The organism is Lentzea sp. NBRC 102530, from assembly GCF_030269365.1.
Lineage (GTDB): Bacteria > Actinomycetota > Actinomycetes > Mycobacteriales > Pseudonocardiaceae > Lentzea.
The window spans coordinates 146,799-169,507 of the sequence record NZ_BSTF01000018.1 but is presented as its reverse complement, the minus strand read 5'-3'; the positions used below and the strand labels follow the sequence as shown (position 1 = coordinate 169,507).

General features: G+C 69.5%; 26 protein-coding genes. 12 read left to right on the top strand and 14 right to left on the bottom strand.

The window, feature by feature from the left end:
- Window positions 1-7: 7 nt before the first annotated feature.
- The 11 genes from QSK25_RS36965 to QSK25_RS36915 form a co-directional block, all read right to left on the bottom strand.
- The gene (locus tag QSK25_RS36965; RefSeq protein ID WP_285645320.1) at window positions 8-622 is read right to left on the bottom strand and encodes a cyclase; all 615 of its coding nucleotides are present in this window, start codon (window positions 620-622) and stop codon (window positions 8-10) included.
- Window positions 623-926: 304 nt separating this feature from the next.
- Window positions 927-1,448, bottom strand: coding sequence for a hypothetical protein (locus tag QSK25_RS36960; protein ID WP_285645318.1), 522 nt, complete (start codon window positions 1,446-1,448; stop codon window positions 927-929).
- Between the two features lie 84 nt (window positions 1,449-1,532).
- Complete coding sequence (locus QSK25_RS36955; RefSeq protein WP_285645317.1) at window positions 1,533-2,228, bottom strand: sirohydrochlorin chelatase; 696 nt, start codon at window positions 2,226-2,228, stop codon at window positions 1,533-1,535.
- Window positions 2,225-3,097: an ABC transporter permease gene (locus QSK25_RS36950; protein WP_285645316.1), complete on the bottom strand. Its 873-nt coding sequence runs from the start codon at window positions 3,095-3,097 to the stop codon at window positions 2,225-2,227. Before QSK25_RS36950 ends, QSK25_RS36955 begins: the two co-directional genes overlap by 4 nt.
- Window positions 3,081-3,857: an ABC transporter ATP-binding protein gene (locus tag QSK25_RS36945; RefSeq protein WP_285645315.1), complete on the bottom strand. Its 777-nt coding sequence runs from the start codon at window positions 3,855-3,857 to the stop codon at window positions 3,081-3,083. Before QSK25_RS36945 ends, QSK25_RS36950 begins: the two co-directional genes overlap by 17 nt.
- 28 nt (window positions 3,858-3,885) lie before the next feature.
- Window positions 3,886-4,935, bottom strand: coding sequence for an ABC transporter substrate-binding protein (locus tag QSK25_RS36940; RefSeq protein ID WP_285645314.1), 1,050 nt, complete (start codon window positions 4,933-4,935; stop codon window positions 3,886-3,888).
- A gap of 15 nt (window positions 4,936-4,950) precedes the next feature.
- A complete protein-coding gene (locus tag QSK25_RS36935; RefSeq protein ID WP_285645313.1) occupies window positions 4,951-6,294 on the bottom strand; it encodes a sulfate adenylyltransferase subunit 1 in 1,344 nt (447 codons plus the stop codon).
- Complete coding sequence (gene cysD / locus QSK25_RS36930) at window positions 6,295-7,194, bottom strand: sulfate adenylyltransferase subunit CysD (RefSeq protein ID WP_285645312.1); 900 nt, start codon at window positions 7,192-7,194, stop codon at window positions 6,295-6,297. It lies immediately after the preceding gene.
- Window positions 7,191-7,886 (bottom strand): phosphoadenylyl-sulfate reductase, encoded by a 696-nt coding sequence (locus tag QSK25_RS36925; protein WP_285645311.1) that lies wholly within the window; start codon window positions 7,884-7,886, stop codon window positions 7,191-7,193. Before QSK25_RS36925 ends, cysD begins: the two co-directional genes overlap by 4 nt.
- Complete coding sequence (locus QSK25_RS36920; RefSeq protein WP_030472080.1) at window positions 7,883-8,041, bottom strand: hypothetical protein; 159 nt, start codon at window positions 8,039-8,041, stop codon at window positions 7,883-7,885. The genes QSK25_RS36925 and QSK25_RS36920 overlap by 4 nt, the downstream gene beginning before the upstream one ends.
- Complete coding sequence (locus QSK25_RS36915; RefSeq protein WP_285645309.1) at window positions 8,038-9,717, bottom strand: nitrite/sulfite reductase; 1,680 nt, start codon at window positions 9,715-9,717, stop codon at window positions 8,038-8,040. The genes QSK25_RS36920 and QSK25_RS36915 overlap by 4 nt, the downstream gene beginning before the upstream one ends.
- A gap of 369 nt (window positions 9,718-10,086) precedes the next feature.
- On the opposite strand from QSK25_RS36915, the gene hemW reads away from it, so the two are divergent.
- Window positions 10,087-11,295: a radical SAM family heme chaperone HemW gene (gene hemW / locus QSK25_RS36910; protein WP_285645308.1), complete on the top strand. Its 1,209-nt coding sequence runs from the start codon at window positions 10,087-10,089 to the stop codon at window positions 11,293-11,295.
- 1 nt (window position 11,296) lies between these two features.
- Here the strand turns inward: hemW and QSK25_RS36905 are convergent, their stop codons facing one another.
- Complete coding sequence (locus tag QSK25_RS36905; RefSeq protein ID WP_285645307.1) at window positions 11,297-11,503, bottom strand: hypothetical protein; 207 nt, start codon at window positions 11,501-11,503, stop codon at window positions 11,297-11,299.
- Window positions 11,504-11,628: 125 nt separating this feature from the next.
- On the opposite strand from QSK25_RS36905, the gene hrcA reads away from it, so the two are divergent.
- The 6 genes from hrcA to QSK25_RS36875 all read left to right on the top strand — a co-directional run bounded on the left by hrcA (window position 11,629) and on the right by QSK25_RS36875 (window position 16,832).
- Complete coding sequence (gene hrcA, locus QSK25_RS36900) at window positions 11,629-12,651, top strand: heat-inducible transcriptional repressor HrcA (protein WP_285645306.1); 1,023 nt, start codon at window positions 11,629-11,631, stop codon at window positions 12,649-12,651.
- Between the two features lie 43 nt (window positions 12,652-12,694).
- A complete protein-coding gene (gene dnaJ, locus QSK25_RS36895; protein WP_285645375.1) occupies window positions 12,695-13,843 on the top strand; it encodes a molecular chaperone DnaJ in 1,149 nt (382 codons plus the stop codon).
- On the top strand, window positions 13,840-14,571 hold the full coding sequence (locus QSK25_RS36890; RefSeq protein ID WP_285645305.1) for a 16S rRNA (uracil(1498)-N(3))-methyltransferase: 732 nt from the start codon (window positions 13,840-13,842) through the stop codon (window positions 14,569-14,571). Before dnaJ ends, QSK25_RS36890 begins: the two co-directional genes overlap by 4 nt.
- A 477-nt stretch (window positions 14,572-15,048) precedes the next feature.
- The gene (locus QSK25_RS45505; RefSeq protein WP_352236786.1) at window positions 15,049-15,876 is read left to right on the top strand and encodes an alpha/beta hydrolase; all 828 of its coding nucleotides are present in this window, start codon (window positions 15,049-15,051) and stop codon (window positions 15,874-15,876) included.
- 9 nt (window positions 15,877-15,885) lie between these two features.
- Entirely contained in the window at window positions 15,886-16,476 is a 591-nt protein-coding gene (locus QSK25_RS36880) for a TetR/AcrR family transcriptional regulator (protein WP_285645303.1), read from the top strand.
- An 8-nt stretch (window positions 16,477-16,484) separates the two neighbouring features.
- Window positions 16,485-16,832, top strand: coding sequence for a histidine triad nucleotide-binding protein (locus QSK25_RS36875; RefSeq protein ID WP_285645302.1), 348 nt, complete (start codon window positions 16,485-16,487; stop codon window positions 16,830-16,832).
- Here QSK25_RS36875 and QSK25_RS36870 read toward each other — a convergent pair.
- Window positions 16,799-17,596, bottom strand: a complete 798-nt coding sequence (locus QSK25_RS36870; RefSeq protein WP_285645301.1) for a GNAT family N-acetyltransferase — start codon at window positions 17,594-17,596, stop codon at window positions 16,799-16,801. The two genes, QSK25_RS36875 and QSK25_RS36870, sit on opposite strands and share 34 nt — an antisense overlap.
- Window positions 17,597-17,618: 22 nt before the next feature.
- A complete protein-coding gene (locus QSK25_RS36865) occupies window positions 17,619-18,410 on the bottom strand; it encodes a GNAT family N-acetyltransferase (protein ID WP_285645299.1) in 792 nt (263 codons plus the stop codon).
- A 103-nt stretch (window positions 18,411-18,513) separates the two neighbouring features.
- Here QSK25_RS36865 and QSK25_RS36860 point away from each other — a divergent pair, with 103 nt between their 5' ends.
- From QSK25_RS36860 to era, 5 genes are read left to right on the top strand one after another with little or no spacing between them, the layout of a single operon-like run.
- The gene (locus tag QSK25_RS36860) at window positions 18,514-19,563 is read left to right on the top strand and encodes a PhoH family protein (protein WP_285645298.1); all 1,050 of its coding nucleotides are present in this window, start codon (window positions 18,514-18,516) and stop codon (window positions 19,561-19,563) included.
- Between the two features lie 5 nt (window positions 19,564-19,568).
- Window positions 19,569-20,114: an rRNA maturation RNase YbeY gene (ybeY, locus tag QSK25_RS36855; protein WP_285645297.1), complete on the top strand. Its 546-nt coding sequence runs from the start codon at window positions 19,569-19,571 to the stop codon at window positions 20,112-20,114.
- 22 nt (window positions 20,115-20,136) lie between these two features.
- The gene (locus QSK25_RS36850) at window positions 20,137-21,426 is read left to right on the top strand and encodes a hemolysin family protein (protein WP_285645294.1); all 1,290 of its coding nucleotides are present in this window, start codon (window positions 20,137-20,139) and stop codon (window positions 21,424-21,426) included.
- Window positions 21,419-21,751, top strand: a complete 333-nt coding sequence (locus tag QSK25_RS36845; protein WP_285645293.1) for a cytidine deaminase-like protein — start codon at window positions 21,419-21,421, stop codon at window positions 21,749-21,751. Before QSK25_RS36850 ends, QSK25_RS36845 begins: the two co-directional genes overlap by 8 nt.
- 57 nt (window positions 21,752-21,808) lie before the next feature.
- Window positions 21,809-22,705 carry a GTPase Era gene (gene era, locus QSK25_RS36840; RefSeq protein WP_285645292.1) on the top strand — a complete coding sequence of 299 codons (897 nt, stop codon included), beginning with the start codon at window positions 21,809-21,811 and terminating at the stop codon, window positions 22,703-22,705.
- Window positions 22,706-22,709 lie beyond the last annotated feature (4 nt).

Here is a 22,709-nt window from a genome sequence, read left to right as displayed (position 1 = left end):
TCAGTGGTCAGCCGATCGTGGTCGTGGTGAGGACGGGGCTGGGGTCCGGGTAGCCCTTCGCGGCGGCGTTGACCGGGAACCCGATGACGCTGACGACCGCGGTGAAGGTGAGGCCGGGCGCGTCGTAGCTGGTGCCACCCAGCTTCGTGGTGATCGTCCCGGTCCCGCCGGCCTGCAGGGTGATCGTGACCGTCGGCAGCTCGAAGTCCGCGCCGCCCTTGATCGGTCCGGGCACGCTGAGCACGACGTCGTTGCCCTGCAAGGCAACCGTGGGCGTGCCGCCCAAGCCCGACCCGCCGGACAGCGAGGCGGACGTGAACGTGGAGTTGGCCGGCACCGGCAACCTGAGCGCCAGGCCCTTGATCTCCCGCACCTGCCGCCCACCGGCCTCGGCCGGAACCTTGTTCAACGCCGGGTCGATGGTGACCACCACGGCGCCGTTGGGTGCGACGGTGGCGGGCGCCGAAGCGTCGAGCCCTTGGTCGAGCGTGAAGTCCGACGTCTGCCCGACGGCACTCGCCCGGAGTTTGTAGGTGACGGTCTGCGGAGCTGCGGACGCGTTGGTGGCGAACAGGAGCATCGGCACCAACGCTGCTGCGGTGGCGATTCCGGCTAGCTTCATGGCCTCTCCCCGTTGAGTGGACGAGGGACACTTCCAGCACGCGGCGTAACCACCTGACTACTCATGAGTAGGTTTCACGTCAACAGTTCACACTTCACATCGCCCGAACGGCTGCGCGCATTCGATCTTGTGGCGGCGGCGGAAAGTGGTGGCCCGGGGCGGTGCCGCAGCTCAGCACGGTGGGGCGGTACGGCGGAGCGGCCGGGGTCAAATGTGCTAGGCTTTGCCCAGAGCCTTCGCCGCTAGGTGGAGGAAGTGAGCCCAGGTGCGCGTCCGGACGGTCGCTGCCTGGGCTTCGCGCTTTCTAGAGGTCTCCCAAGTTGGCGACGGTCCCGGTGATCGGCCCGATGCGTCGCTTCCAGTCGCCACCTGCTCCGTGGCACCAAGCGAGAGCGTCGCTGACCCACAACGCCGGTTCTGCTGACGACTGGATGTGCTCGTAGACCAGCCCGGCGTCGTGCGCCTTGGTGCGAGTACCGATGACCAGCCTGTCGCGTCCGTTGGCCACGGGGTCGCGCGAGTCGAACACCAGACGAGTCACGCCCAGCCCGATGGCGTCCTCGACCAGCAGTGGGAGCAGCTTCGACCTGACCCGCTCGCTCTTGCCCCGGCCGACGTAGAAGTTGACGAGCAGGTCGCAGCACGCCAGCTTGTCGGCGATCAGCCTGCGGCGCGCGGGTTTCTCGGTCTTGAAGTGCACGCGTCGTGAGCCGGGGAGCAGAAGGCCGCGCATCATCGAGCGGGTGGAGTGCAACGTGCTCGGGGTGATCAGCACGGCTGCCATGAGGTAGCCGCTGCGCTCCGACTCGTCGACGAACATATGCATCCAAACAGGATCGCAGGTGCTCCTGACGATTCCCAGCCGGGTCGTTGCAGACGAGCCAAGGAACTGCTTGCACGCGCACAAGAACTAGGCGGCGACGATCTGGCGGGCCAGCGCCGAGTCGTAGCGGTCCAGCACGAGCTGCGCCACCTCGACGTCATCGCCCAACGGCCGCGCCACCACGGCGTCGCCGGCCAGCGAAGCCACCTTGTCCGGCAGCAACCCCGGCGCCAGGAACCACGGGGCGACCGCGATCCGAGCGGCACCCCGAGCCTTCAACCGGGCGACGGCCTCCGGCACGGTGGGCGAAGCGATGGAGGCGAAAGCCACCTCCACCCCGGCCCATCCGGACTCCCGCGCCCACCGCCGCGCCACCGCCGCCACGGCCTCGTTGGCCGGAGCGTGCGAGGACCCGGCCCCGGCCAGAACGACACCCAGAGACGGGTCACCGAAGGAAACCCCCGCCTCCGACAACCGCCGAAGAGCAGCCGACTCCAACCGAGGATCGGGCCCCAGCACGTCGGAGACGACGGCGGGCACCCGCGACTCGGCGACGGCGGCCGGCACGTCGACACGGGCGTGATAAGCCTTGCCCAGCAACAAAGGCACGACCACGGAAGGCCCGCGCAACACATCGCTCAGCCGAGGCGCGCACAGGTCCAGGAAGCACCCGCGCACGTCCAACTCGGGCCGCAGCGACCGCACCACGTCCAGCAAGGCGTGGATCGACGCGGCCGAACGGGGGTCACGGCTGCCGTGCGCGACGGCGACAAGAGGAATCACAGCGCCCCCGTCAGTCCACGGGCGCGCAGCACAGCGCGCTCCAACGGGCGGAACAGCAGCAGCTCGATCCCAATGCCCACGAGGAGGATCAGGAAGATCGCCGCGATCACCATGTTGATGTCGTTCAACGACGACCCGTTGTGCAGGTACTGCCCGAGCCCGACGCCGAGCTGCGGCGAGGTGGCGATGATCTCCGCGGCCATCAGCGAACGCCACGAGAACGCCCATCCCTGCTTGAGACCCGCCAGATAGCCGGGCAGGGCCGCGGGCAGCAGGATGTGCCGGGCGGAGGCGAACCGACCGGCCCCCAGCGCCCGCCCGACGCGGGGCAGCAGCGGCGGGATCTGGTCGATGCCGGCCACCAGGCCGTTCGCGATCGACGGCACGGAACCCATCAGCACCACGAAGTAGATCGTCGACGGCGTCACGCCGAACCACAGGATCGCGGCCGGCACCCACGCCACGGACGGCAGCGACTGCAGGCCGGTCAGCAGGGACCCGATCGCCGCGCGCACCACCCGCACCTTGGCGATCAGCAACCCCAGCGGCGTGGCGATCAGCACCGCCGCGAGGAACCCGAGCACCGCGCGGTGCAACGACGTCCACAGGATGCCGAACGCCTCGCCGGTGGAGATCGAGCGGACGAGTTCGTTCCACACGTTCACCGGCGCGGGCAGCTGGAACTCGGGCAGCAGCGCCGAAGCCCACAACGCCTGCCACACGCCGAGGAGCAGCGCGAAGGCGATGAGCGGCGGCACGCCCGTCTTCAGGAAACGGCGCCAGAGCGGAGGCTTGTGCGCCGAGACCGGCACGTCCAGAGCGTCCAGGCCGGCGCCGACCTTGTCGAGCGTGTCAGGAGGCGTGGCCACTGATGACCTCTCGCAGATGGGTGTTGATCTCGTCGAGAACGGCGTCGGAAGAGTCGGTCACGTCCCACTCGCGCACCACGCGGCCGGGGCGCGAGGACAGCAGCACGACGCGCTGGCCGAGGCGGACGGCCTCACGCACGTCGTGCGTCACGAAGATGATGGCGGTGTTCGTGGTTTCCCACACGCGCAGCAGTTCGCTTTGCAGCACGTCACGCGTGATGGCGTCCAACGCCGCGAAGGGCTCGTCCATCAGCAGCAGAGCAGGCGAACCGTCAGCGGACACGGTGGTGGACGCCAGCGCGCGAGCCAGGGCCACGCGCTGACGCATACCACCGGAGAGCTCGTGCGGACGCTTGTCCGCGACGTCGCCCAGCCGCACCAGTTCCAGCAGCTCCAACGCACGGCGCTTGCGCGCCAGACGGCCGACGCCGGCGAAGCGCAGCGCCAGTTCGACGTTGCGGGCCGCGGTCAGCCACGGCATCAAAGCGGGTTCCTGGAACATCACGGCCGGGCGCGAGGTGTTGATCTGCAGCTCGCCGGACGTCGCGCCGTCGAGGCCCGCGACGATGTTGAGCAGCGTGCTCTTGCCGCAGCCGGACGCGCCGAGAAGACACACGAACTCGCCGGGCTTGACCTTGAGGTCCACCCCGTCGAGCGCCACCACGGCCGAACTGCCGTGGCCGAAGACCTTGCGGACGGCCGACAGTGCGACGGCGGTGTCCGCGGTGGACAGAAGAGCGGTTTCGAGCGTGGCGGTCATGGTGTGTCTTCCCCTCGCGTCAGAAGTGCTACTTCTTGTCCAGGCCCGCGGCCTGCACCTGCGGCTTGCCCTGCGCCTGCAGGACCTTGTTCAGCACCGTGAAGTCGGCGTACCCGGCGACGTTCGCGGCCTCCTTGGCCACCCCGGCGGTCACGGCGTCCTTCGCGAGCTGCGGGAAGTGCTTGGCCTGCGCGTCGGTGGTCAGCTCGATGTTGTCCCACGCGGCGTCGAGGATCTTGTCGCCGAGCTTCTTGGACGTGAGCTTCTCCAGGTGCGCGTTGGCGGCCTTCTTGGCCTCGTCCTTGTTGGCCTTCGCCCAGTCGATCGCGGCGACGTGGCCCTTCAGCACGGCCTCGACGGTCTCCGGGTGCTCCTGCAGGAACTTCGTCCGCACGATGACGACGGTGGTCGGGAACGCCCCGCCCTCCCACAGCGTCTTCTCGTCGAGCAGCACCTTGCCACCGCCCTCGGCGACGATGCGGGACGACCACGGCTGCGGCGCCCACGCGGCCTGGATGTCGCCCTTCTTGAACAGGTCGAGCGAGGCGGCGTTCTCCACGTTCTGCACGGTGACCTGACCGGTGAGGTTCTTCTCCGCCAGGTACTTCTTCAGCGACACGTCCTGCGTGTTCGCGAGCTGCGGCGTGGCGACGACCTTGCCCTTGAGGTCCTCGATCGAGTTGATCTCGGGCTTCACCACGAGCTGCGCACCGCCCGAGGTGGCGCCCGCGATGAGCTTCACGGCCTCGCCCTTGGACTTCGAGTAGGCGTTGATCGCCGGGCCGGAGCCGATGTAGGCGATGTCGAGCGACTCGCCCAGCAGGGCGTTGACCTCGTCGGGGCCCGCGTTGAACGTCTGCGTCGTGAGCTTGGTGTTGCCGAGTTCCTTGGCGTACAAGCCCTTCTCGACGCCGATCAGCGCGGCGGCGTGGGTGATGTTCGGGAAGTACCCGAGGCGGACCTCGGCGGCGGCGCCCTTGGACTCGGCGGCGGGGGTGTCACTGCTTCCGGCGCGGCTGCACCCGGAGATGGCTGTCAGAGCGATCAGAGCGACGGCAAGGGCGGGCTTGAGGTTCACGGGGTTTCAGGCCTTTCAGGGACCGGGGGAGACGAGGGCGTGGTTGTCGGGGGTAGCGGTGCTACCCCCGGTACAGCTCTCCACGCCGTTCTCGAGCAGCGGCAGCGGAGCCCCGACCAGACCGGCGGCGAGAGTGGAACCGTCACTCGCGTCGATCACCAGGAAGGACCCGGTGCGCCGGCTGAAGCTGTAGTCGTCCAGCGGTACGGGCTCTGCGAGACGCAGAGCCACTCGGCCGATCTCGTTCAGCTCCAACGAGGCAGGGCCGTCCACACTGGACAGTTTCTGCTCGTCGAAGCGGTCGCGCAGGTCGGTGACCATCGCCTGCACGGTGCGCGTGCCGTGCTTGACGAGGACTCGGGCGCCGGGGCGCAGCGGCTTCTCCGCGAGCCAGCAGAGGGTGGCGTCCAGCTCGTCGGTGACGGTGGGTTCGTTGCCCGCCACCGAGATCAGGTCGCCCCGGGAGATGTCGATGTCGTCGGCCAGCAGCAGCGTGACGGACTGGCCGGCCGCCGCTTCGGCCAGTTCGCCATCTGCCGTGTCGATCTTGGTGACGGTCGAGCGCCGCCCCGACGGGAGGACCACGACCTCGTCGCCCGGCTTGACCGTGCCCGCCGCGACCAGGCCCGCGTAGCCGCGGTAGTCGAGGTGTTCGGCCGTGCGCGGGCGGATCACGTACTGCACCGGGAACCGGAACGGCGCGTCGTGCGGGTCGGGCTCGACCGGCACGGTCTCCAGGTGCTCCAGCAGGGTCGGGCCGGAGTACCAGGGCGTGTTCGCGGACTTCTCCACGACGTTGTCGCCCGCCAGCGCCGACACCGGGATCTCGACCACCGAGTCCTCGGTGTAGCCCAGCGCCGTGGCGTGCGCGGTGAACTCCTTGGCGATGCGGGAGAACATCACCTCGTCGTAGCCCACGAGGTCGATCTTGTTGACCGCCAGCACCAGCCGCGGCACACCCAGCAGCGCCAGCACCGCCGCGTGCCGCCGGGTCTGCTCGATGACGCCCTTGCGCGCGTCGACCAGCAGCACCGCGAGCTGCGCGGTGGACGCGCCTGTCACGGTGTTGCGGGTGTACTGCACGTGACCGGGGGTGTCGGCGAGCACGAACGAGCGCTTGGGCGTCGCGAAGTAGCGGTACGCCACGTCGATCGTGATGCCCTGCTCGCGCTCCGACCGCAGGCCGTCGACCAGCAGCGACAGGTCCGGCGTCGCGAGACCCCGGTCGGCGCTCGCGCGGTGCACGGCGTCCAGGGTGTCCGCGAGCACCGACTTGGTGTCGTAGAGCAGCCTGCCGACGAGCGTGGACTTGCCGTCGTCCACGCTGCCCGCGGTGGCCAGCCTCAACAGGTCGCTCATCTAGAAGTACCCCTCCCGCTTGCGGTCTTCCATGGCGGCCTCGGACAACCGGTCGTCGGCCCGTGTGGCGCCGCGCTCGGTCAGTCGTGACGCGGCGACCTCGGCGATCACCGCGTGGATGTCGGAAGCGTCGGACTCGACGGCGCCCGTGCAGGAGCCGTCGCCGACCGTGCGGTAGCGAACCGTCTTGCGCTCCAGCGTCTCGCCTTCACGCGCGGTGCCCCACGGACCCTCGGCGAGCCACATGCCGTCCCGCAGGAACACGTCGCGCTGATGCGAGTAGTAGATGTCCGGCAGCTCGATGCCCTCGCGCTCGATGTAGTTCCACACGTCGAGCTCGGTCCAGTTGGACAGCGGGAACACGCGGACGTGCTCACCGGCGCGGTGCCGGCCGTTGTAGAGGTTCCACAGCTCGGGGCGCTGCCGCTTCGGGTCCCACTGGCCGAACGCCGTGCGCAGGCTGAAGATCCGCTCCTTCGCGCGGGCGCGTTCCTCGTCCCGGCGGCCACCGCCGAAGACCGCGTCGAACTTGTGCTGCGTGATCGAGTCCAGCAGCGGCACGGTCTGCAACGGGTTGCGCGTGCCGTCCGGGCGTTCCTCCAGACGGCCGTCGTCGATCCAGTCCTGGACCTTCGCGACCTCCAGGCGCAGGCCGTGCCGGGCGACGACGCGGTCGCGGAACTCGATGACCTCGTCGAAGTTGTGCCCGGTGTCGACGTGCAGCAACGGGAACGGCACCGGCGCCGGGTAGAACGCCTTGATCGCGAGGTGCAGCAGCAGTGTCGAGTCCTTGCCGCCGGAGAAGAGGATCACCGGCCGGTCGAACTCGCCCGCCACCTCGCGGAAGATGTGAATGGCCTCGGATTCGAGGCGCCCCAACGTGTCCAGCGCGAGAGTCATCCGTGCAACCCGCATTCCGTCTTCGACTGCCCCGCCCAACGGCCGCTGCGCGCGTCCTGGCCCGGCAGTGGCTTCGAGGTGCACGGCAGGCAGCCGATCGAGGGGTACCCCTCCTGCACCAACAGGTTCTCGAGGATGCCCTTCTCGTGGATGTAGGCGTTGAACTCGTCGTCCGACCACGGCGCGATCGGGTTGATCTTCACCAGGCCGTTGCGGTCGTCCCACTGCACGATCGGCGTGTTCGCGCGGGTGGGCGCGTCGACGCGGCGCACGCCGGTGACCCAGGCGTCGTACTTCGCGAGCTCGCGGCGCAACGGCACGACCTTGCGCAGGTTGCAGCACGTGGCCGGGTCCGACTGGTACAGCAGGCCGAACTCCGCCTCCTGGTCCGCGACGGACTGCTCGGCGGCGGCGTTGACGATCCGCACCTCCGGGTAGACGACCCCGACGGCGTCGCGCACGCCGATGGTCTCCGGGAAGTGGTAGCCCGTCTCCAGGAACAGCACGTCGAAGTTCGGCTTCACCTTGGCGGCGAGGTCGATCAGCACGGCGTCCTGCATGTTCGAGGCGACGATGTAGTTGTCGCCGAACGTCCGCGCGACCCACTCCAGCGCCTCTTCGGGGCTCGCGTCGCGCAGCTCCTGCTCGGCCGCATCGGCGACGATCTTGAGGTCTTCCTTGAGATCGCTCACTTCTTCACCTCCTGCGGCAGGTTGAGCCCGACGAACGAGACCTTGAAGACGCGGCGGCATCCGGTGCACAGCCACGCGTAGCTGGGTTCCTCCTGCGGGCGGAGGTCCTCGTCACCGCAGTAGGGGCAGTAGAACGGCGTCGCGCGTTCGCTCATCGCAGCGAGCCCTCCTCGGCCCGGGCCACCCACTGGGCGAAGCGCTCGTCGGTCTCCCGCTGGGCCACGAAGTTGCGCACCACGCGTTCGACGTACTCGGGCAGCTCGGCCGCGGTGACCTTGTGGCCGCGCAGCTTGCGGCCGAACCCGGCGTCGAGGCCGAGCCCGCCGCCGAGGTGCACCTGGAAGCCCTCGACCTGGTTGCCGCTCTCGTCCGTGACGATCTGGCCCTTGAGGCCGATGTCCGCGGTCTGGATGCGGGCGCAGGAGTTGGGGCAGCCGTTGATGTGCACGGTGATCGGCGCCGTGACGCCGTCGACGATGTCCTTGAGGTTCGCCTCGAGCTGCGTGACGAGGTCCAGCGCGCGGGCCTTGGTCTCGACGATCGCGAGCTTGCAGAACTCGATGCCGGTGCACGCCATGATGCCGCGCCGCCACGGCGACGGGTCGACCTGCAGGCCCAGCTTGGCGAGATCGCTCTTGAGCGTCGGCACCTCGGCGTCCGGCACGTCCAGCACGATGATCTTCTGCTGCGGCGTGAAGCGGACCCGGTTCGAGCCCGCCCGTTCGGCGAACTTGGCCACCTCGACCAGGATCGAACCCGACACGCGGCCGGCGACGGGCGCGGCGCCGACGTAGTTCAGGCCGTCCTTCTGCCTGTGCACGCCGATGTGGTCGAGCGGCTGGTCCAGCTGCTCCGGCGCCGGGCCGTCGATCATCTTGCGACCCAGGTACTCGTCCTCGACGACCTGGCGGAACTTCTCCGGGCCCCAGTCGGCGACGAGGAACTTGATGCGCGCGCGGTGGCGCAGGCGGCGGTAGCCGTAGTCGCGGAAGACGGAGATGACCGCCTCCCACACGTCCGGCACCTCGTCGAGCGGCACCCAGGCGCCCAACCGCTTGCCCAGCATGGGGTTCGTGGACAGGCCGCCGCCGACCCAGAGGTCGAAGCCGGGGCCGTGCTCGGGGTGGTTCACCCCGACGAACGCGATGTCGTGGATCTCGTGCGCGACGTCTTGGAGGCCGGAGATGGCCGTCTTGAACTTGCGCGGCAGGTTCGAGAAGCGCGGGTCGCCGATGTAGCGCTCGAGGATGGTGTCGATGGCCGGCTGGCCGTTGATGATCTCGTCGGAGGAGATGCCCGCGACCGGCGAACCGAGGATGACGCGCGGGCTGTCGCCACACGCCTCCATCGTCGTCAGGTTCACCGCTTCGAGCTTCTGCCAGATCGTGGGGACGTCCTCGACGCGGATCCAGTGGTACTGGATGTTCTGCCGGTCGGTGATGTCCGCGGTGTCGCGGGCGTAGGTCTGCGAGATCTCGCCCAGGACCGTCAGCTGCTCGGTGGTGAGCGCGCCGCCGTCGCTGCGCACGCGCATCATGAAGAACTCGTCGTCCAGCTCCTCCGGCTCCAGCGTGGCCGTGCGGCCGCCGTCGATGCCGGGCTTGCGCTGCGTGTAGAGGCCGTACCACCGGAACCGCCCGCGCAGGTCGGCCGGGTCGATGGAGTCGAAGCCGCCGTGGGCGTAGATGTTCTCGATGCGGGCGCGGACGTTGAGCGGGTTGTCGTCCTTCTTGCTCCGCTCGTTGGGGTTCAGCGGCTCTCGGTATCCGAGTGCCCACTGCCCCTCGCCGCGACGCTGCTTGGCGCGCGGTGACGTCTGCGGCGGGACCATCGCCATCCTCCGGGGTTTCGAGGCGCTTCGTGCGCGTGCGAGCCCGGAGGTGCTTGTGGTGGGGGCGTCGTCAGCGCACCAAGCGCTGACGGGAACAAATCAGCGCAGGGTCATGCCGAACGACGGCACATCGCGCTGGAGACACGACGGAAGTCGACGTGGCGGCGGGCCACGAGGCGGACTCCAGTCGAATGCATGACCTCAGTGTGCATGCCGTCCAGACCGTGGTCCACCGCCAACCGAATGCTGGGATCCACGAGGAGAAGTTGACATCTTCTGCCGGTTTCGCTCTGTGATAGTTCTGTCACCGACAGACACTTCGCCTGGTCGGACACCGCCGTTCGGGCCGCGTGGGGGACACTGAGAGTCATGCCCTCCGCTCTGCCCGAAGGCGAGCCCGCGCCCGCCGACGGTTCGCTGCCCAGTTCCGCTCTCGCCGGTGTCGGTTCGCGCCCGTTCGGCATCTACGTGCACGTGCCGTTCTGCGCGACCCGCTGCGGCTACTGCGACTTCAACACCTACACGCCCGGCGAACTCGGCACCTCCGCCTCACCCGAGTCGTGGCTCGAGGGCCTGCGCCGCGAACTCGACCTCGCCGCGTCCGTGCTCGGATCGCCCCCGCCGGCCGAAACCGTGTTCGTGGGCGGCGGAACGCCTTCTTTGCTCGGCGCCTCGGGTCTTCGCGACGTCCTGGACGCCGTGCGGCAGTCCTTCGGCCTGGCCCCCGGCGCCGAGGTGACGACCGAGTCGAACCCCGAGTCGACCTCTTCTTCGTTCTTCGAGGGAATCCGGGACGCCGGCTACACCCGTGTCTCCCTGGGCATGCAGTCGGCGGCCCGCCACGTCCTCGCCGTGCTGGACCGCAAGCACACCCCCGGCCGTCCGGGTGAAGCCGCCCGCGAGGCACGCGCCGCCGGGTTCGAGCACGTGAACCTGGACCTGATCTACGGCACGCCGGGGGAGCGCCCCTCGGACCTCGCCGCGTCCCTGGACGCCGTGCTGGCCGCGGGCGTCGACCACGTGTCCGCCTACGCGTTGATCGTCGAGGACGGCACCGGTCTCGCCCGCCGCATCCGCCGGGGCGACCTCCCGATGCCCGACGACGACGTGCTGGCGTCGTCCTACGAGATGGTCGACTCCGTGCTGAGCGGTGCCGGCTTCTCCTGGTACGAGGTGTCGAACTGGGCGACCTCGGCCTCGGCCCGGTGCCGCCACAACGTCCTGTACTGGAAGGGCGCCGACTGGTGGGGCTTCGGCCCCGGCGCGCACAGCCACGTCGGCGGCGTCCGGTTCTGGAACGTCAAGCACCCGGCCCGCTACTCGTCCCTGCTGGCCGAGGGCAACTCGCCCGCCGCGGGGCGCGAGACGTTGTCCCTCGAAGACCAGCGCGTGGAACGGGTGCTGCTCGAACTGCGCCTGGCCGAGGGCCTGCCGCTCGACGTGCTGGACGCCGAAGGGCGGGACGCGGCCAAACAGGCGGTCGCCGACGGGCTGCTGGAGCCGCTCGACGACCGCTGCGTGCTCACCGACCGGGGCCGGCTACTCGCCGACGCCGTGGTCAGGCGCTTGTTGCCTTAGTTCAGCGGGCGCGCAGGTCGTGCTGGCTGAACACCTCGACGACCTCCTCGCCGTTCTTCAGGTAGGTCGCGGTGCCCCACCACAGCCCGTCCTCGCGCCTGACCTCCTCCCACACCACGGTTCCCTCCCACCACTGGTCGTCGCTGTGGACCAGGCACGGTCTCCCCGGTTCCGGCTCAGGTGGCCGCAGCCACACCACTTCGCCCACGTTTGGACCCTAGCGAGCGGCACCGACAAAAACCGGAGCCCCGATCGAGCACGACTTCAGAGCGCGCACCAGGCAGGAATCCGGCTGGGTAAACTCGGGTGCAGTGGACACGGAGGTGAACAGCGGTGAACGCCGATGAGCGTCGGTTCGAGGTGCTGCGCGCCATCGTCGCCGACTACGTGTCCAACCAGGAGCCCGTCGGGTCGAAAGCCCTGGTCGAGAGGCACAACCTGGGTGTGTCGAGCGCGACCGTGCGCAACGACATGGCCGCGCTGGAGGACGACGGGTACATCGCCCAGCCGCACACCAGCGCCGGGCGCGTGCCGACGGACAAGGGCTACCGGCTGTTCGTGGACAAGCTGAGCGAGGTCAAGCCGCTCTCGCAGGCCGAGAAGCGGGCGATCCGCAGCTTCCTGGACGGGGCGATCGACCTCGACGACGTGATGCGCCGCAGCGTCCGGCTGCTCGCCCAGCTGACGCGGCAGGTCGCGGTGATCCAGGTGCCGACGTTGTCGCGCGCGGCCGTGCGGCACCTGGAGGTGCTGCCGATCACGCCGTCGCGGCTGATGCTGGTGCTGATCACCGACACCGGGCGCGTCGACCAGCGGATCGTGGAGCTCGGGGACGTCATCTCCGAGGAGCACACGGCCCAGTTGCGCGGCGTGCTGAACCAGGCGATGGCGGGTCAGCGGCTCGCGGAGGCGAGTGCCAAGGTCGCCGAGTTGCCGGACGAGGTTCCGTCGAACCTGCGCGACCCGATGCTGCGAGTCGCTACTGTGCTCATCGAGACGTTGGTGGAGCACCCCGAAGAACGGCTGGTGCTCGGCGGCACCGCGAACCTCACGCGCAGCATCACCGACTTCCCGGGCTCGCTGCGCCAGGTGCTCGAGGCGTTGGAGGAGCAGGTCGTCGTGCTCAAGCTGCTCGCCGCCTCCCGGGACCCCGGCCGCGTGCTGGTGCGCATCGGCGAGGAGAACGAGGCCGCGGAGATGCGCAGCACGTCCGTGGTGTCGATCGGCTACGGCAGCCGGGACAACCCGCTCGGCGGGCTCGGTGTGGTGGGGCCCACTCGCATGGACTACCCGGGAACCATGGCGGCCGTCCGCGCGGTTGCCAACTACGTCGGTGAGATCCTGACCGGTCGTTGATCAGAAACTTCTTGCACTTGAGATGAACATGAAAGCGAACAAGGTGGCCAGGGATTACTACGGCATCCTCGGTGTCTCGCAGAACGCGACACAGGATGAGATCAAGCGCGCCTATCGCAAGCTCGCCAGGCAGCTGCACCCGGACGTCAATCCCAACGAGGAGGCCCGCTTCAAGGAGGTGACGGCCGCCTACGAGGTGTTGTCGAACCCCGAGAAGCGCCGCGTCGTCGACCTGGGAGGCGACCCGCTCGACTCCGGCGGCGGTGGCCGCGCGGGCGGCGACCCGTTCGCGGGCTTCGGCCTCGGCGACATCATGGACGCCTTCTTCGGCGCCTCGTCCGGTGGTGGCCGGGGTCCGCGCAGCCGCGTGCAGCCCGGCTCCGACGCGTTGATCCGGCTCGACATGACGCTGGAGGAGTGCGCGGCGGGCGCCACCCGTGAGCTGACCGTCGACACGGCGATCCTGTGCGACCGCTGCCACGGCGCCGGCACGCAGAACAACTCCAAGCCCGTCCAGTGCGACACCTGCCACGGCCGCGGCGAGGTCCAGTCCGTGCAGCGCTCGTTCCTGGGCCAGGTCGTGACGTCCCGCCCGTGCCCGGTCTGCCGCGGCTACGGCGAGGTCATCCCCGACCCGTGCCAGCAGTGCGCCGGCGACGGCCGCACCCGCTCGCGCCGCACGATCTCCGTGAACATCCCCGCCGGCGTCGCCGAGGGCATGCGCGTGCGGCTCGCGGGCCAGGGCGAGGTCGGCCCCGGCGGCGGCCCGGCCGGTGACCTCTACGTCGAGGTCGAGGAACACCCGCACGAGATCTTCGAACGCGACGGCGCCGACCTGCACTGCATCGTGCAGATCCCGATGACGACGGCCGCGCTGGGCGCCACACTGCCGTTGAAGACCTTGGACGGCGAGGAAGAACTCCAGATCGACCCCGGCACCCAGCCCGGCACGCAGCTCGTGATGACGGGCCGCGGCATGCCGAAGCTGCGGTCCACCGGCCGCGTCGACGGCCGCGGCGACCTGCACGTGCACCTCGAGGTCGTCGTGCCCACCAAGCTCGACGCCGCCCAGTCCGCACTGCTGCGCGACCTCGCCGACCTGCGCGGCGAGAGCGAGCCCTCGTTGGCGCACAACGGCAAGGGCGGCGGAGGCCTGTTCTCCCGCCTGCGTGCCTCGCGCGGCCACCGGTGACGCTGCCGGTCTTCCTCGTCCCGGCGTTGCCGCCGGGCGAGGAGTTCGTGCTGGACGGCCCGGAAGGCCGGCACGCCGCCACGGTCAAGCGCCTGCGCGTGGGTGAAGAGCTCGTGCTGTCCGACGGGTCCGGTGCCCAGGTGCGGTGCGCGGTCGTGGCGGTGGAACGCGACGCGTTGTCGTTGCGGGTGGTCGAACGCTGGGTGGAGCCCGAGCCGACGCCGCGGGTCGTGCTGGCCCAGGCGCTGGTGAAGGGCGACCGGGGCGAGCTCGCCGTCGAGCTCGCCACCGAGGCCGGCGTCGACGGTGTGGTGCCGTGGCGCGCCTCCCGGTGCATCACCAAGTGGGAGGACGGCCCGCGCGGCGCGAAGGCGCTGGGGCGCTGGCGATCCACGGTCCGCGAGGCGGCGAAGCAGGCCCGCCGCTCGCGGGTGCCGGTCGTCGACGAACCCGTGAGCACCACTCAGCTTTCTCAGCGCGTGTCGTCGTCCGCGTTGACGCTCGTGTTGCACGAGAGCGCGGAGGAACGACTCGCCGACGTGCCGTTGCCGGCTGAGGGGGACGTGCTGCTCGTGGTGGGTCCCGAAGGCGGAATCACCCCCGAGGAACTCGACGCGTTGCGATCATCGGGTGCCCGTGTGGTCCGATTGGGGCCAACCGTTCTGCGTGCATCTACCGCCGCGGCCGTTGCTCTTGGTGCCATCGGGGTCCGCACCGCGCGGTGGTGACCCCGATCACTACCGAGATGAACATCGGATGGATTGGCTTGACGGAAGTTGTAGCGAATCCCAGGCCGATGGGGTTACCCTGGATCGCAGAGGGGCTGATTGGTCTATCCGGAAACGGCGTAGACGATTAGGCTCTTCTGACCAAAAGACTCGCCGGACACCTCCCCCCTCGGTCCGGCGTCGGCGCCTCGCGGCGAAGCGACCCCCAGGCTTCGGACCGCGAGGCGCCCCTTTTGGTTTTGGTGCGGGCTGCTCGGCGCTGGCGCGCCTTCGCCGCCCGCACCAAAAGGGTGTCTTTTGGGGGCCGAGCCCCCAAACCCCACGCCGGGGGCAAGCCCCCGGACCCCCGGCGCCCTCGCCTTCGGCGTCGGGCGCCCATCACGGGAACCTCGGCGTCCGTGACGAAACGGGGCGCTGGCCTGCGTAGGTGGCCTTGGTGGCCGACGAAATGTCGCCCTGATCGCCTGCTTGCCAGGTGTGCGGCCTTGTGGCTCGTGTTTTGTCCCCCGATCGTGCTCGGCTGGCGAGCACTTGGTCTCGTGGTGCCTTGTTGGGGCGGTGAAACGTTTTAAGGGGCTTGTGAACGATTACACAACCTCTTGTGCTTGGTTGCGTGAGGGTGTTGCCGTTTTTCTGTACTTTCTGCGTGTGCAGCGAATTGCTTACGGTGACCACGCCAGTCAGTTCGGTGAGCTTTACGAACCGGACGGAGTTGCTCAGGGTGCTGTTGTCGTCATTCACGGTGGTTTTTGGCATCAGCGTTACGGGCTCGAACTCGGGCGGCCGTTGGCCGAGGTGCTGGTTGCTGACGGGTTCCGCGTGTGGAACATCGAGTACCGGCGGGTCGGCGGCGGGGGCGGGTGGCCCGAAACAGGGGACGACGTGCTGGCCGCCATCGACGCCGTTGACCTCGGACCCGTGGTGACCCTCGGGCACAGCGCCGGTGGGCATCTCGCCGTGTGGGCCGCGAAGCGCAGTGCGCGGGTGTGCGGGGCGGTGTCGCAGGCCGGGGTCCTGGACTTCACGCGGCACATCACGCCCCGCGCCTTGGAGTTGTGCGGTGAGGAGCAGTTCGCTGACGCGTCGCCCGCCGCGCTCGTGCCGATCGGGAAGCCCGTGGTGTGCGTGCACGGTGATCGCGACGAGGACGTGCCCGTGGAGCAGTCGATCGGCTTTTGCGCCGTGGAGCCGCAGGCGGAGCTCGTCGTCGTGGAGGGGGCCGGGCACATGGACATGATCACGCCGGGGACCGAGTCGTGGGAGAGGTGCCGCGCGGCTGTCGTCCGGCTTGCCGGCGGCTGCTAGAAAGGGCCGGTGCCGAAGGTTGTCGACCATGAGGAACGTCGCCGCGAACTCGCCGAAGCCGTCTGGCGCATCGTGCGGCGGGACGGGATAGACCACGCCTCGGTGCGCGCGGTCGCCGCCGAGTCCGGGTGGTCGAGCGGGTCGCTGCGCCACTACTTCCCCACGCAGGACGCCCTGCTGGGGTTCGCGATGGAGTTGGCCTACCGGCGGTTCATCGCGCGGCTGGAGCAGATCGACACGTCGGCGGGCAACCGGGAGGTGCTGCGGGCCTTCGCGCACGAGATGCTGGCGCTCGACGAGGACCGGCGCGTCGAGGCCGCCGTGCTGCTGTCGTTCCTGCCGCGGGCGATGGTGGAGCCGTCGCTGCACGAGCTGGAACGCGTCGGCACGCGCGGGCTGTACAGCGAGATCGAGCGGGTGCTCGGTGCGGCGCGGGAAGCCGGCGAGCTGCGGGACGGGGTGGTGCCGCTGAAGGCGGCACGCCGGTTCATCGTGCTCATCGACGGGCTCAACATCCACCACGGCCTCGGGCCCGACGAGCTCACCGCGGCCGACATGGTCGAGGCCGTCGACGAGCAACTGGACGCGTTGTTCGCTTAGCTTGAGGCATGTCCTGTTTGTTCTGCCGGATCGTCGCCGGTGAGGTCCCCGCGACGGTCGTGCACGAGACCAAGACGACGCTCGCGTTCCGCGACATCCAGCCCAAGGCGCCCGTCCACGTGCTGCTGATCCCGCGCGAGCACGTGCCGAACGCCGTCGACCTGGACGGCGACCAGCTCGGCGACCTCTTCGCCGCGGCCAAGGAGGTCGCCGAGGAGGAGGGCGTGGCCGAGTCCGGCTACCGGCTGCTGTTCAACACCGGGCCGGACAGCGGCCAGGAGGTCTTCCACGCCCACCTGCACCTGCTGGGTGGCGAGCGCCTTCAGCCGAGTGCCTGCAGGAGCGGGGCGCGGTAGCGGGCGCGGTCGCCCGGCAGGGTGTCGGCACCCCTCACCATCCAGGTCGCTTCGCCCCACGACTCCAGGCCGTGCTTCCGCACGAACGCGATCACCTCCGGGTCGTGCACGTCGACGCGCACACTCGGGTTGCCGGCCGCGCAGTCGGCGATGAGCGCGCACGCGTCGGCGGGCGTGTCCGCGATGACCGGGCCGATCAGCATCCGCGCCTCACGCACCTGCCACGAGCCCGTGACGCCGTGGTCGGAGATCCGGATCGTGCCCATCCTGAGCAGCGACTCCCACAGGTACGGCCGCGTGATGCCGGTGACCTTGGTGTCGAGCGCGACGATGTCGTCGAGGTCGTCGGCCGTGGCGATGTGCGATACATCAGCTGCGCGGCCGGTGAACTTCCCCGCGTGGATGTCGGTGAAGCCGACGGCGTGGAAGCCCAGCTGCTCGTAGAGCGGGCGGCCCATCTTCGTCGCGAACAACGTCGACACGCCGGTGTCCGGCACGCCGGTATCCAGTACGTGGGACACCAGTCGCCGGGCGTGGCCCTGACGGGCGGCGCGTTCGGCGACGAGCACCATGCTGATCGACGCGAGTTCCGGGTAGCGCGTCACGATCGTCGTGCCGACGAGGCCGTCGTCGTCGAACAGCCCCCAGCCCTCGCCGTGCGCGAGCAGGAACTCCCACTTGCTCTCCTCGCGCGGCCAGGACCGGCTCTCGGCCAGGTCGGAGCACGCTACGAGGTCGTCGCCGGTCAGTCTGCGCAGTTCCACCATCAGTTCCCCCAGAATCGAATCAGCCGAGCGCGTGCGAGGCCGGCGCGAAGTAGCGCGACCGGTCACCCGGGACGTTCTCGACGCCCCGCACCATCAGGACACAGCCGCCGGGACGCGCCTCGAAGCCGTGCCCGGTCAGGTAGGCGGCGACGTCGGCGTCGTCGGTGTCGACCCGGACCTCGCCCCGCCCGGCGGCCACGTCCGCGATCAACGAGCACGCCGCCGCCGCGGAGGACGCGATCAGCGGGCCGATCGTGACACCGGTCGGGTTCGGGCGGGTGGCGACGACGCCGTCGTCGGACACCAGCACCTCGTACGGCCCCGCCGGGGCGAGCACCAGGTCCCAGAACGCCGGCCGGGTGTAGCCGCTCGCCTCGCGGTCGAGGTCGGCGAGCGTCGCGGCGTCCGCGGGCGTCGCCTTCCTCGTCACGCCCGGTGCCGGGCCGTCGATCGTCCCGAAGTGCGCGACGGTCTGCCCGACAGGGTGAAAGCCGAGCCGCTCGTACAGGGGCTGGCCCATCGCCGTCGCGTACAGCACCGAAGGGCTGATGTCCAACATGTTGGACATCAGCTGAGTGCCGATGCCCTGCCGCCCCGCTCGCGACGCGACCAGGACGCCGCTGATCGCCTGGATCTCCGGGTACGGGGTCGTCAGGGCCGTGCCGAGCAGCCCGGACCCGTCGAACGCGCCGTAGCAGGGTCCGAGGGCGAGCATCACCTCCCACTGCTCCGGGGTCCAGCTCCAACCCCGATCCGTGATCAGCTTCATGCACTCGGGTATGTCGTCGACGTCGAGCCTGCGGATCTCCACGATTCACGAGCACACACCGTGAGCAATCCGGTAGCCACTCATTTTCGGCCGGACTAGCATCGACGGCACCAGATCCGAGCGACAGGAAGCAGGCCGGGGCCACGTGGCCGAAGAAACACAGCAGAGCAACAAGGAAGGTCAGTCCCGGTTCGCCGTGCCGGAAGGTGCGGTGCTCACGCTGCTCGGGTCGCGCGACGAGAACCTCCGGCTCGCAGAGGAACTGCTCGACGCCGACGTGCACGTGCGCGGGAACGAGATCACCTTGTCCGGCGACCCCGCCGACGTGGCCTTCGCCGAACGCGTCTTCTCCGAGCTCATCACCCTCGCCGGCCGCGGTCAGGCCATCGACCAGAACAGCGTCCGCCGCATCATCGCGATGCTCAGCGCGAACGACGTCGAGTCGCCGGCCGAGGTCCTGAGCCTCGACATCGTGAGCCGCCGCGGCCGCACGATCAGGCCGAAGACGCTGAACCAGAAGCACTACGTCGACGCGATCGACAAGAACACCATCGTGTTCGGCATCGGCCCCGCCGGCACCGGCAAGACCTACCTCGCCATGGCCAAGGCCGTGCAGGCGTTGCAGAACAAGCAGGTCAACCGCATCATCCTCACCCGCCCGGCCGTCGAGGCGGGCGAGCGCCTGGGTTACCTGCCCGGCACGCTCTACGAGAAGATCGACCCGTACCTGCGCCCGCTCTACGACGCGCTGCACGACATGGTCGACCCGGAGTCGATCCCGCGCCTCACGCAGGCGGGCACGATCGAGGTCGCACCGCTGGCGTTCATGCGCGGCCGGTCGTTGAACGACGCGTTCATCATCCTCGACGAGGCGCAGAACACGACGCCCGAGCAGATGAAGATGTTCCTCACCCGGCTGGGCTTCGGCTCCAAGATGGTGGTGACGGGCGACACGACGCAGGTCGACCTCCCCGGCGGCCAGCGCAGCGGCCTGCGGGTCGTGCGGGACATCCTCGAAGGCGTCGAGGACGTGCACTTCTCCGAGCTGACCAGCCAGGACGTGGTCCGCCACCGCCTGGTCGGCGACATCGTCGACGCGTACGACAAGTGGCAGGTCCGGCAGGACGCGATCGACCAGAACACGCAGCACCACGGACCCGGTGCACGACGGGGTAACCAGCGGCGAGGACGATAGGCGCCGTGAGCATCGAGATCGCCAACGAGTCGGGTGTCGGAGTCGACGAGGGTTCCATCGTCTCCGCCGCCCGCTTCGCGCTGGACCGCATGGGCGTGAGCCCGCTGGCCGAGCTGTCCGTCCTGCTGGTCGAGCTGGACGTCATGGCCGACCTGCACGAGCGCTGGATGGACCTGCCGGGCCCGACGGACGTCATGGCCTTCCCCATGGACGAGCTGGACTCCGCGCGCCGTCCCGACGCGGCGGGTCTCGGCCCGGCGCTGCTCGGGGACATCGTGCTGTGCCCCGCGTTCGCCAAGGACCAGGCCAAGAAGGCGGGCCACAGCCTGCTGGACGAGCTGCACCTGCTGACCGTGCACGGTGTGCTGCACCTGCTCGGCTACGACCACGCCGAGCCCGCGGAGGAACGTGAGATGTTCACGTTGCAGAACCGCATCCTCGGCGACTTCCGCACCGCGCGGGACGAGGCCGAGCGGGCCGCTCACCAGCGCAGCACCGACGACAAGGTGCTCGGAGCGGTCGGCCTGGACGAGAAGACCGACGAAGCCTGACGTCCTCTAGAGAAAACGGACCATGACCGCGAACCCTGCCAGTGTGATCGTGCTGGCCGTTCTGCTCGTGCTCGCCGCTGGTCTGTTCGCGTGTGTGGATGCCGCTCTCGGCACCGTGTCGCGCGCACGGGTCGAGGCCCTGCAACGGCAGGGTCGCTGGGGTACCGGGCAACTGTTGCAGGTCCTCAACGACCGGCCTCGGCACGTCAACCTGTTGCTGTTGCTGCGCCTCGCGTGCGAGATGTCGGCGGCCGTGCTGGTCACGACGGTGTTCCTGGACTACGTGGAACAGGACTGGCTGGCCGTCCTGTACTCGTGCCTGAGCATGCTCGTCGTGTCGTACGTGCTCGTCGGCGTCGGCCCGCGCACGCTCGGCCGTCAGCACCCGTACGCCGTGTCGCTGCTCGCGGCGGGCACCGTTCGTCAGCTCGGGCGCGTGCTCGGGCCGTTGTCGAAGTTGCTGATCCTCATCGGTAACGCCATCACGCCCGGCAAGGGCTTCCGCGAGGGCCCGTTCAGCTCCGAGGTCGAGCTGCGCGAACTCGTCGACATGGCGCAGGAACGCGGCGTCGTGGACGAGGGCGAGCGCGAGATGATCCACTCGGTCTTCGAGCTGGGCGACACGATCACGCGCGAGGTCATGGTGCCGCGCACCGAGATCGTGTGGATCGAGCAGTCGAAGTCGCTGCGGCAGGCGCTCGCGCTGTCGTTGCGCACCGGCTACACCCGCGTGCCGGTGATCGGCGAGAGCGTCGACGACGTGCTCGGCGTGGTGAACCTCAAGGACCTCATGCGGGCCACGCTCGCCGAGGACGAGGACCCGAAGAGCGTCTCCGAGCTGATGCGCCCGATGAGCTTCATCCCGGACAGCAAGCCCATCGCCGACCTGCTGCGCGAGATGCAGGTGTCGCGCCGCCACATGGCGATCGTCGTCGACGAGTACGGCGGCACCGCGGGCCTGCTGACGATCGAGGACATCCTCGAGGAGATCGTCGGCGAGATCACCGACGAGTCCGACACCGACGACCGCCCGCCGGTCGAGCACCTGGAGGACGGCGCGGTGCGGGTCAGCGCGCGCCTGCCGGTCGACGATCTCGACGCGTTGTTCGGCACCGAGCTCGACGACCACGAGGTCGAGACCGTCGGCGGCCTGCTCGCGCAGCGCCTCGGCCGCGTCCCCCTGCCGGGCACCGAGGCGGAGATCGCCGGCCTGCGCATGCGGGCCGAGGGCGGCAAGGACGAACGCGGCCGCATCCGCGTCACCACGGTGCTCGTGCGCCCCGTGCAGAAGGAGAGCGAAGAAGATGAGTGACCTGGACCCCGAGGACGCCAAGCTCGTGACGCTCGCACGGTCGGTGCGCGCGCGTAACGGGTCGAAGGAGGGCGCGGCCGTCCGCGACCTCGACGGCCGCACGTACAACGCGTCCGAGGTCTGGTTGCCCTCGTTGAAGCTGACGGCGTTGCAGGCCGCGGTGGCCGCTGCCGTGTCGAGCGGCGCGGAAGGGCTGGAGGCCGCCGTGGTCGCGGTCGACGCCGCCGCCCTGGACGAGGAGTCGATCGCGGCGGTGCGCGACCTGTCGCCGAGCGGCCCGGTGATCCACGTGAACGCGGCGGGAGACGTCGTCGAACTGCACTAGCGGCCGGCACCCGGGACCTGGCCGAGCCCGTTTGCGGCTGCCAGGGACAATGGACGGATGGATGGTTACCGCTCCGGGTTCGCGTGCTTCGTCGGCCGCCCGAACGCAGGGAAGTCGACGCTGACGAACGCACTGGTGGGCACGAAGGTCGCCATCACGTCCAGCAAGCCGCAGACCACCCGCCACACGATCCGGGGCATCGTGCACCGCGAGGACGGGCAGCTCGTCCTCGTCGACACGCCCGGTCTGCACCGTCCCCGCACGCTGCTCGGCCAGCGGCTCAACGACCTGGTGCGCGAGACGTGGTCGGAGGTCGACGTCGTCGGCTTCTGCGTGCCCGCGGACCAGAAGGTCGGCCCCGGTGACAAGTTCATCGCCGCCGAGCTCGAGAAGGTCGCCAAGCGCACGCCGGTGATCGGCATCGTCACCAAGACGGACCTGGTCTCGCAGCAGCAGGTGATGGAACAGCTGCTCTCGCTGCAGAAGGTCATGGAGTTCGCGGAGATCATCCCGGTCTCCGCGGTCAACGGTTTCCAGGTCGGCGCGCTGGGCGACCTGCTGTTGCAGAAGCTGCCCGAGGGGCCGCAGCTGTTCCCGGACGGCGACCTGACCGACGAGCCGGAGCAGACGCTGGTCGCCGAGCTCATCCGCGAGGCCGCGCTGGAGGGCGTGCGCGACGAGTTGCCGCACTCCATCGCCGTGGTGGTGGAGGAGATGGCGCCGCGCGAGGGCCGGGACGACCTGATCGACATCCACGCGTTCGTGTTCGTGGAGCGGCCGTCGCAGAAGGCGATCATCCTCGGGCACCGGGGTGAGCGGCTCAAGCAGGTCGGCATGGCGGCCCGCAAGCAGATCGAGCGGCTGCTCGGCAGCAGGGTGTACCTGGACCTGCACATCAAGATCGCCAAGGACTGGCAGCGCGATCCCAAGCAGTTGCGCCGCCTGGGGTTCTAGATGG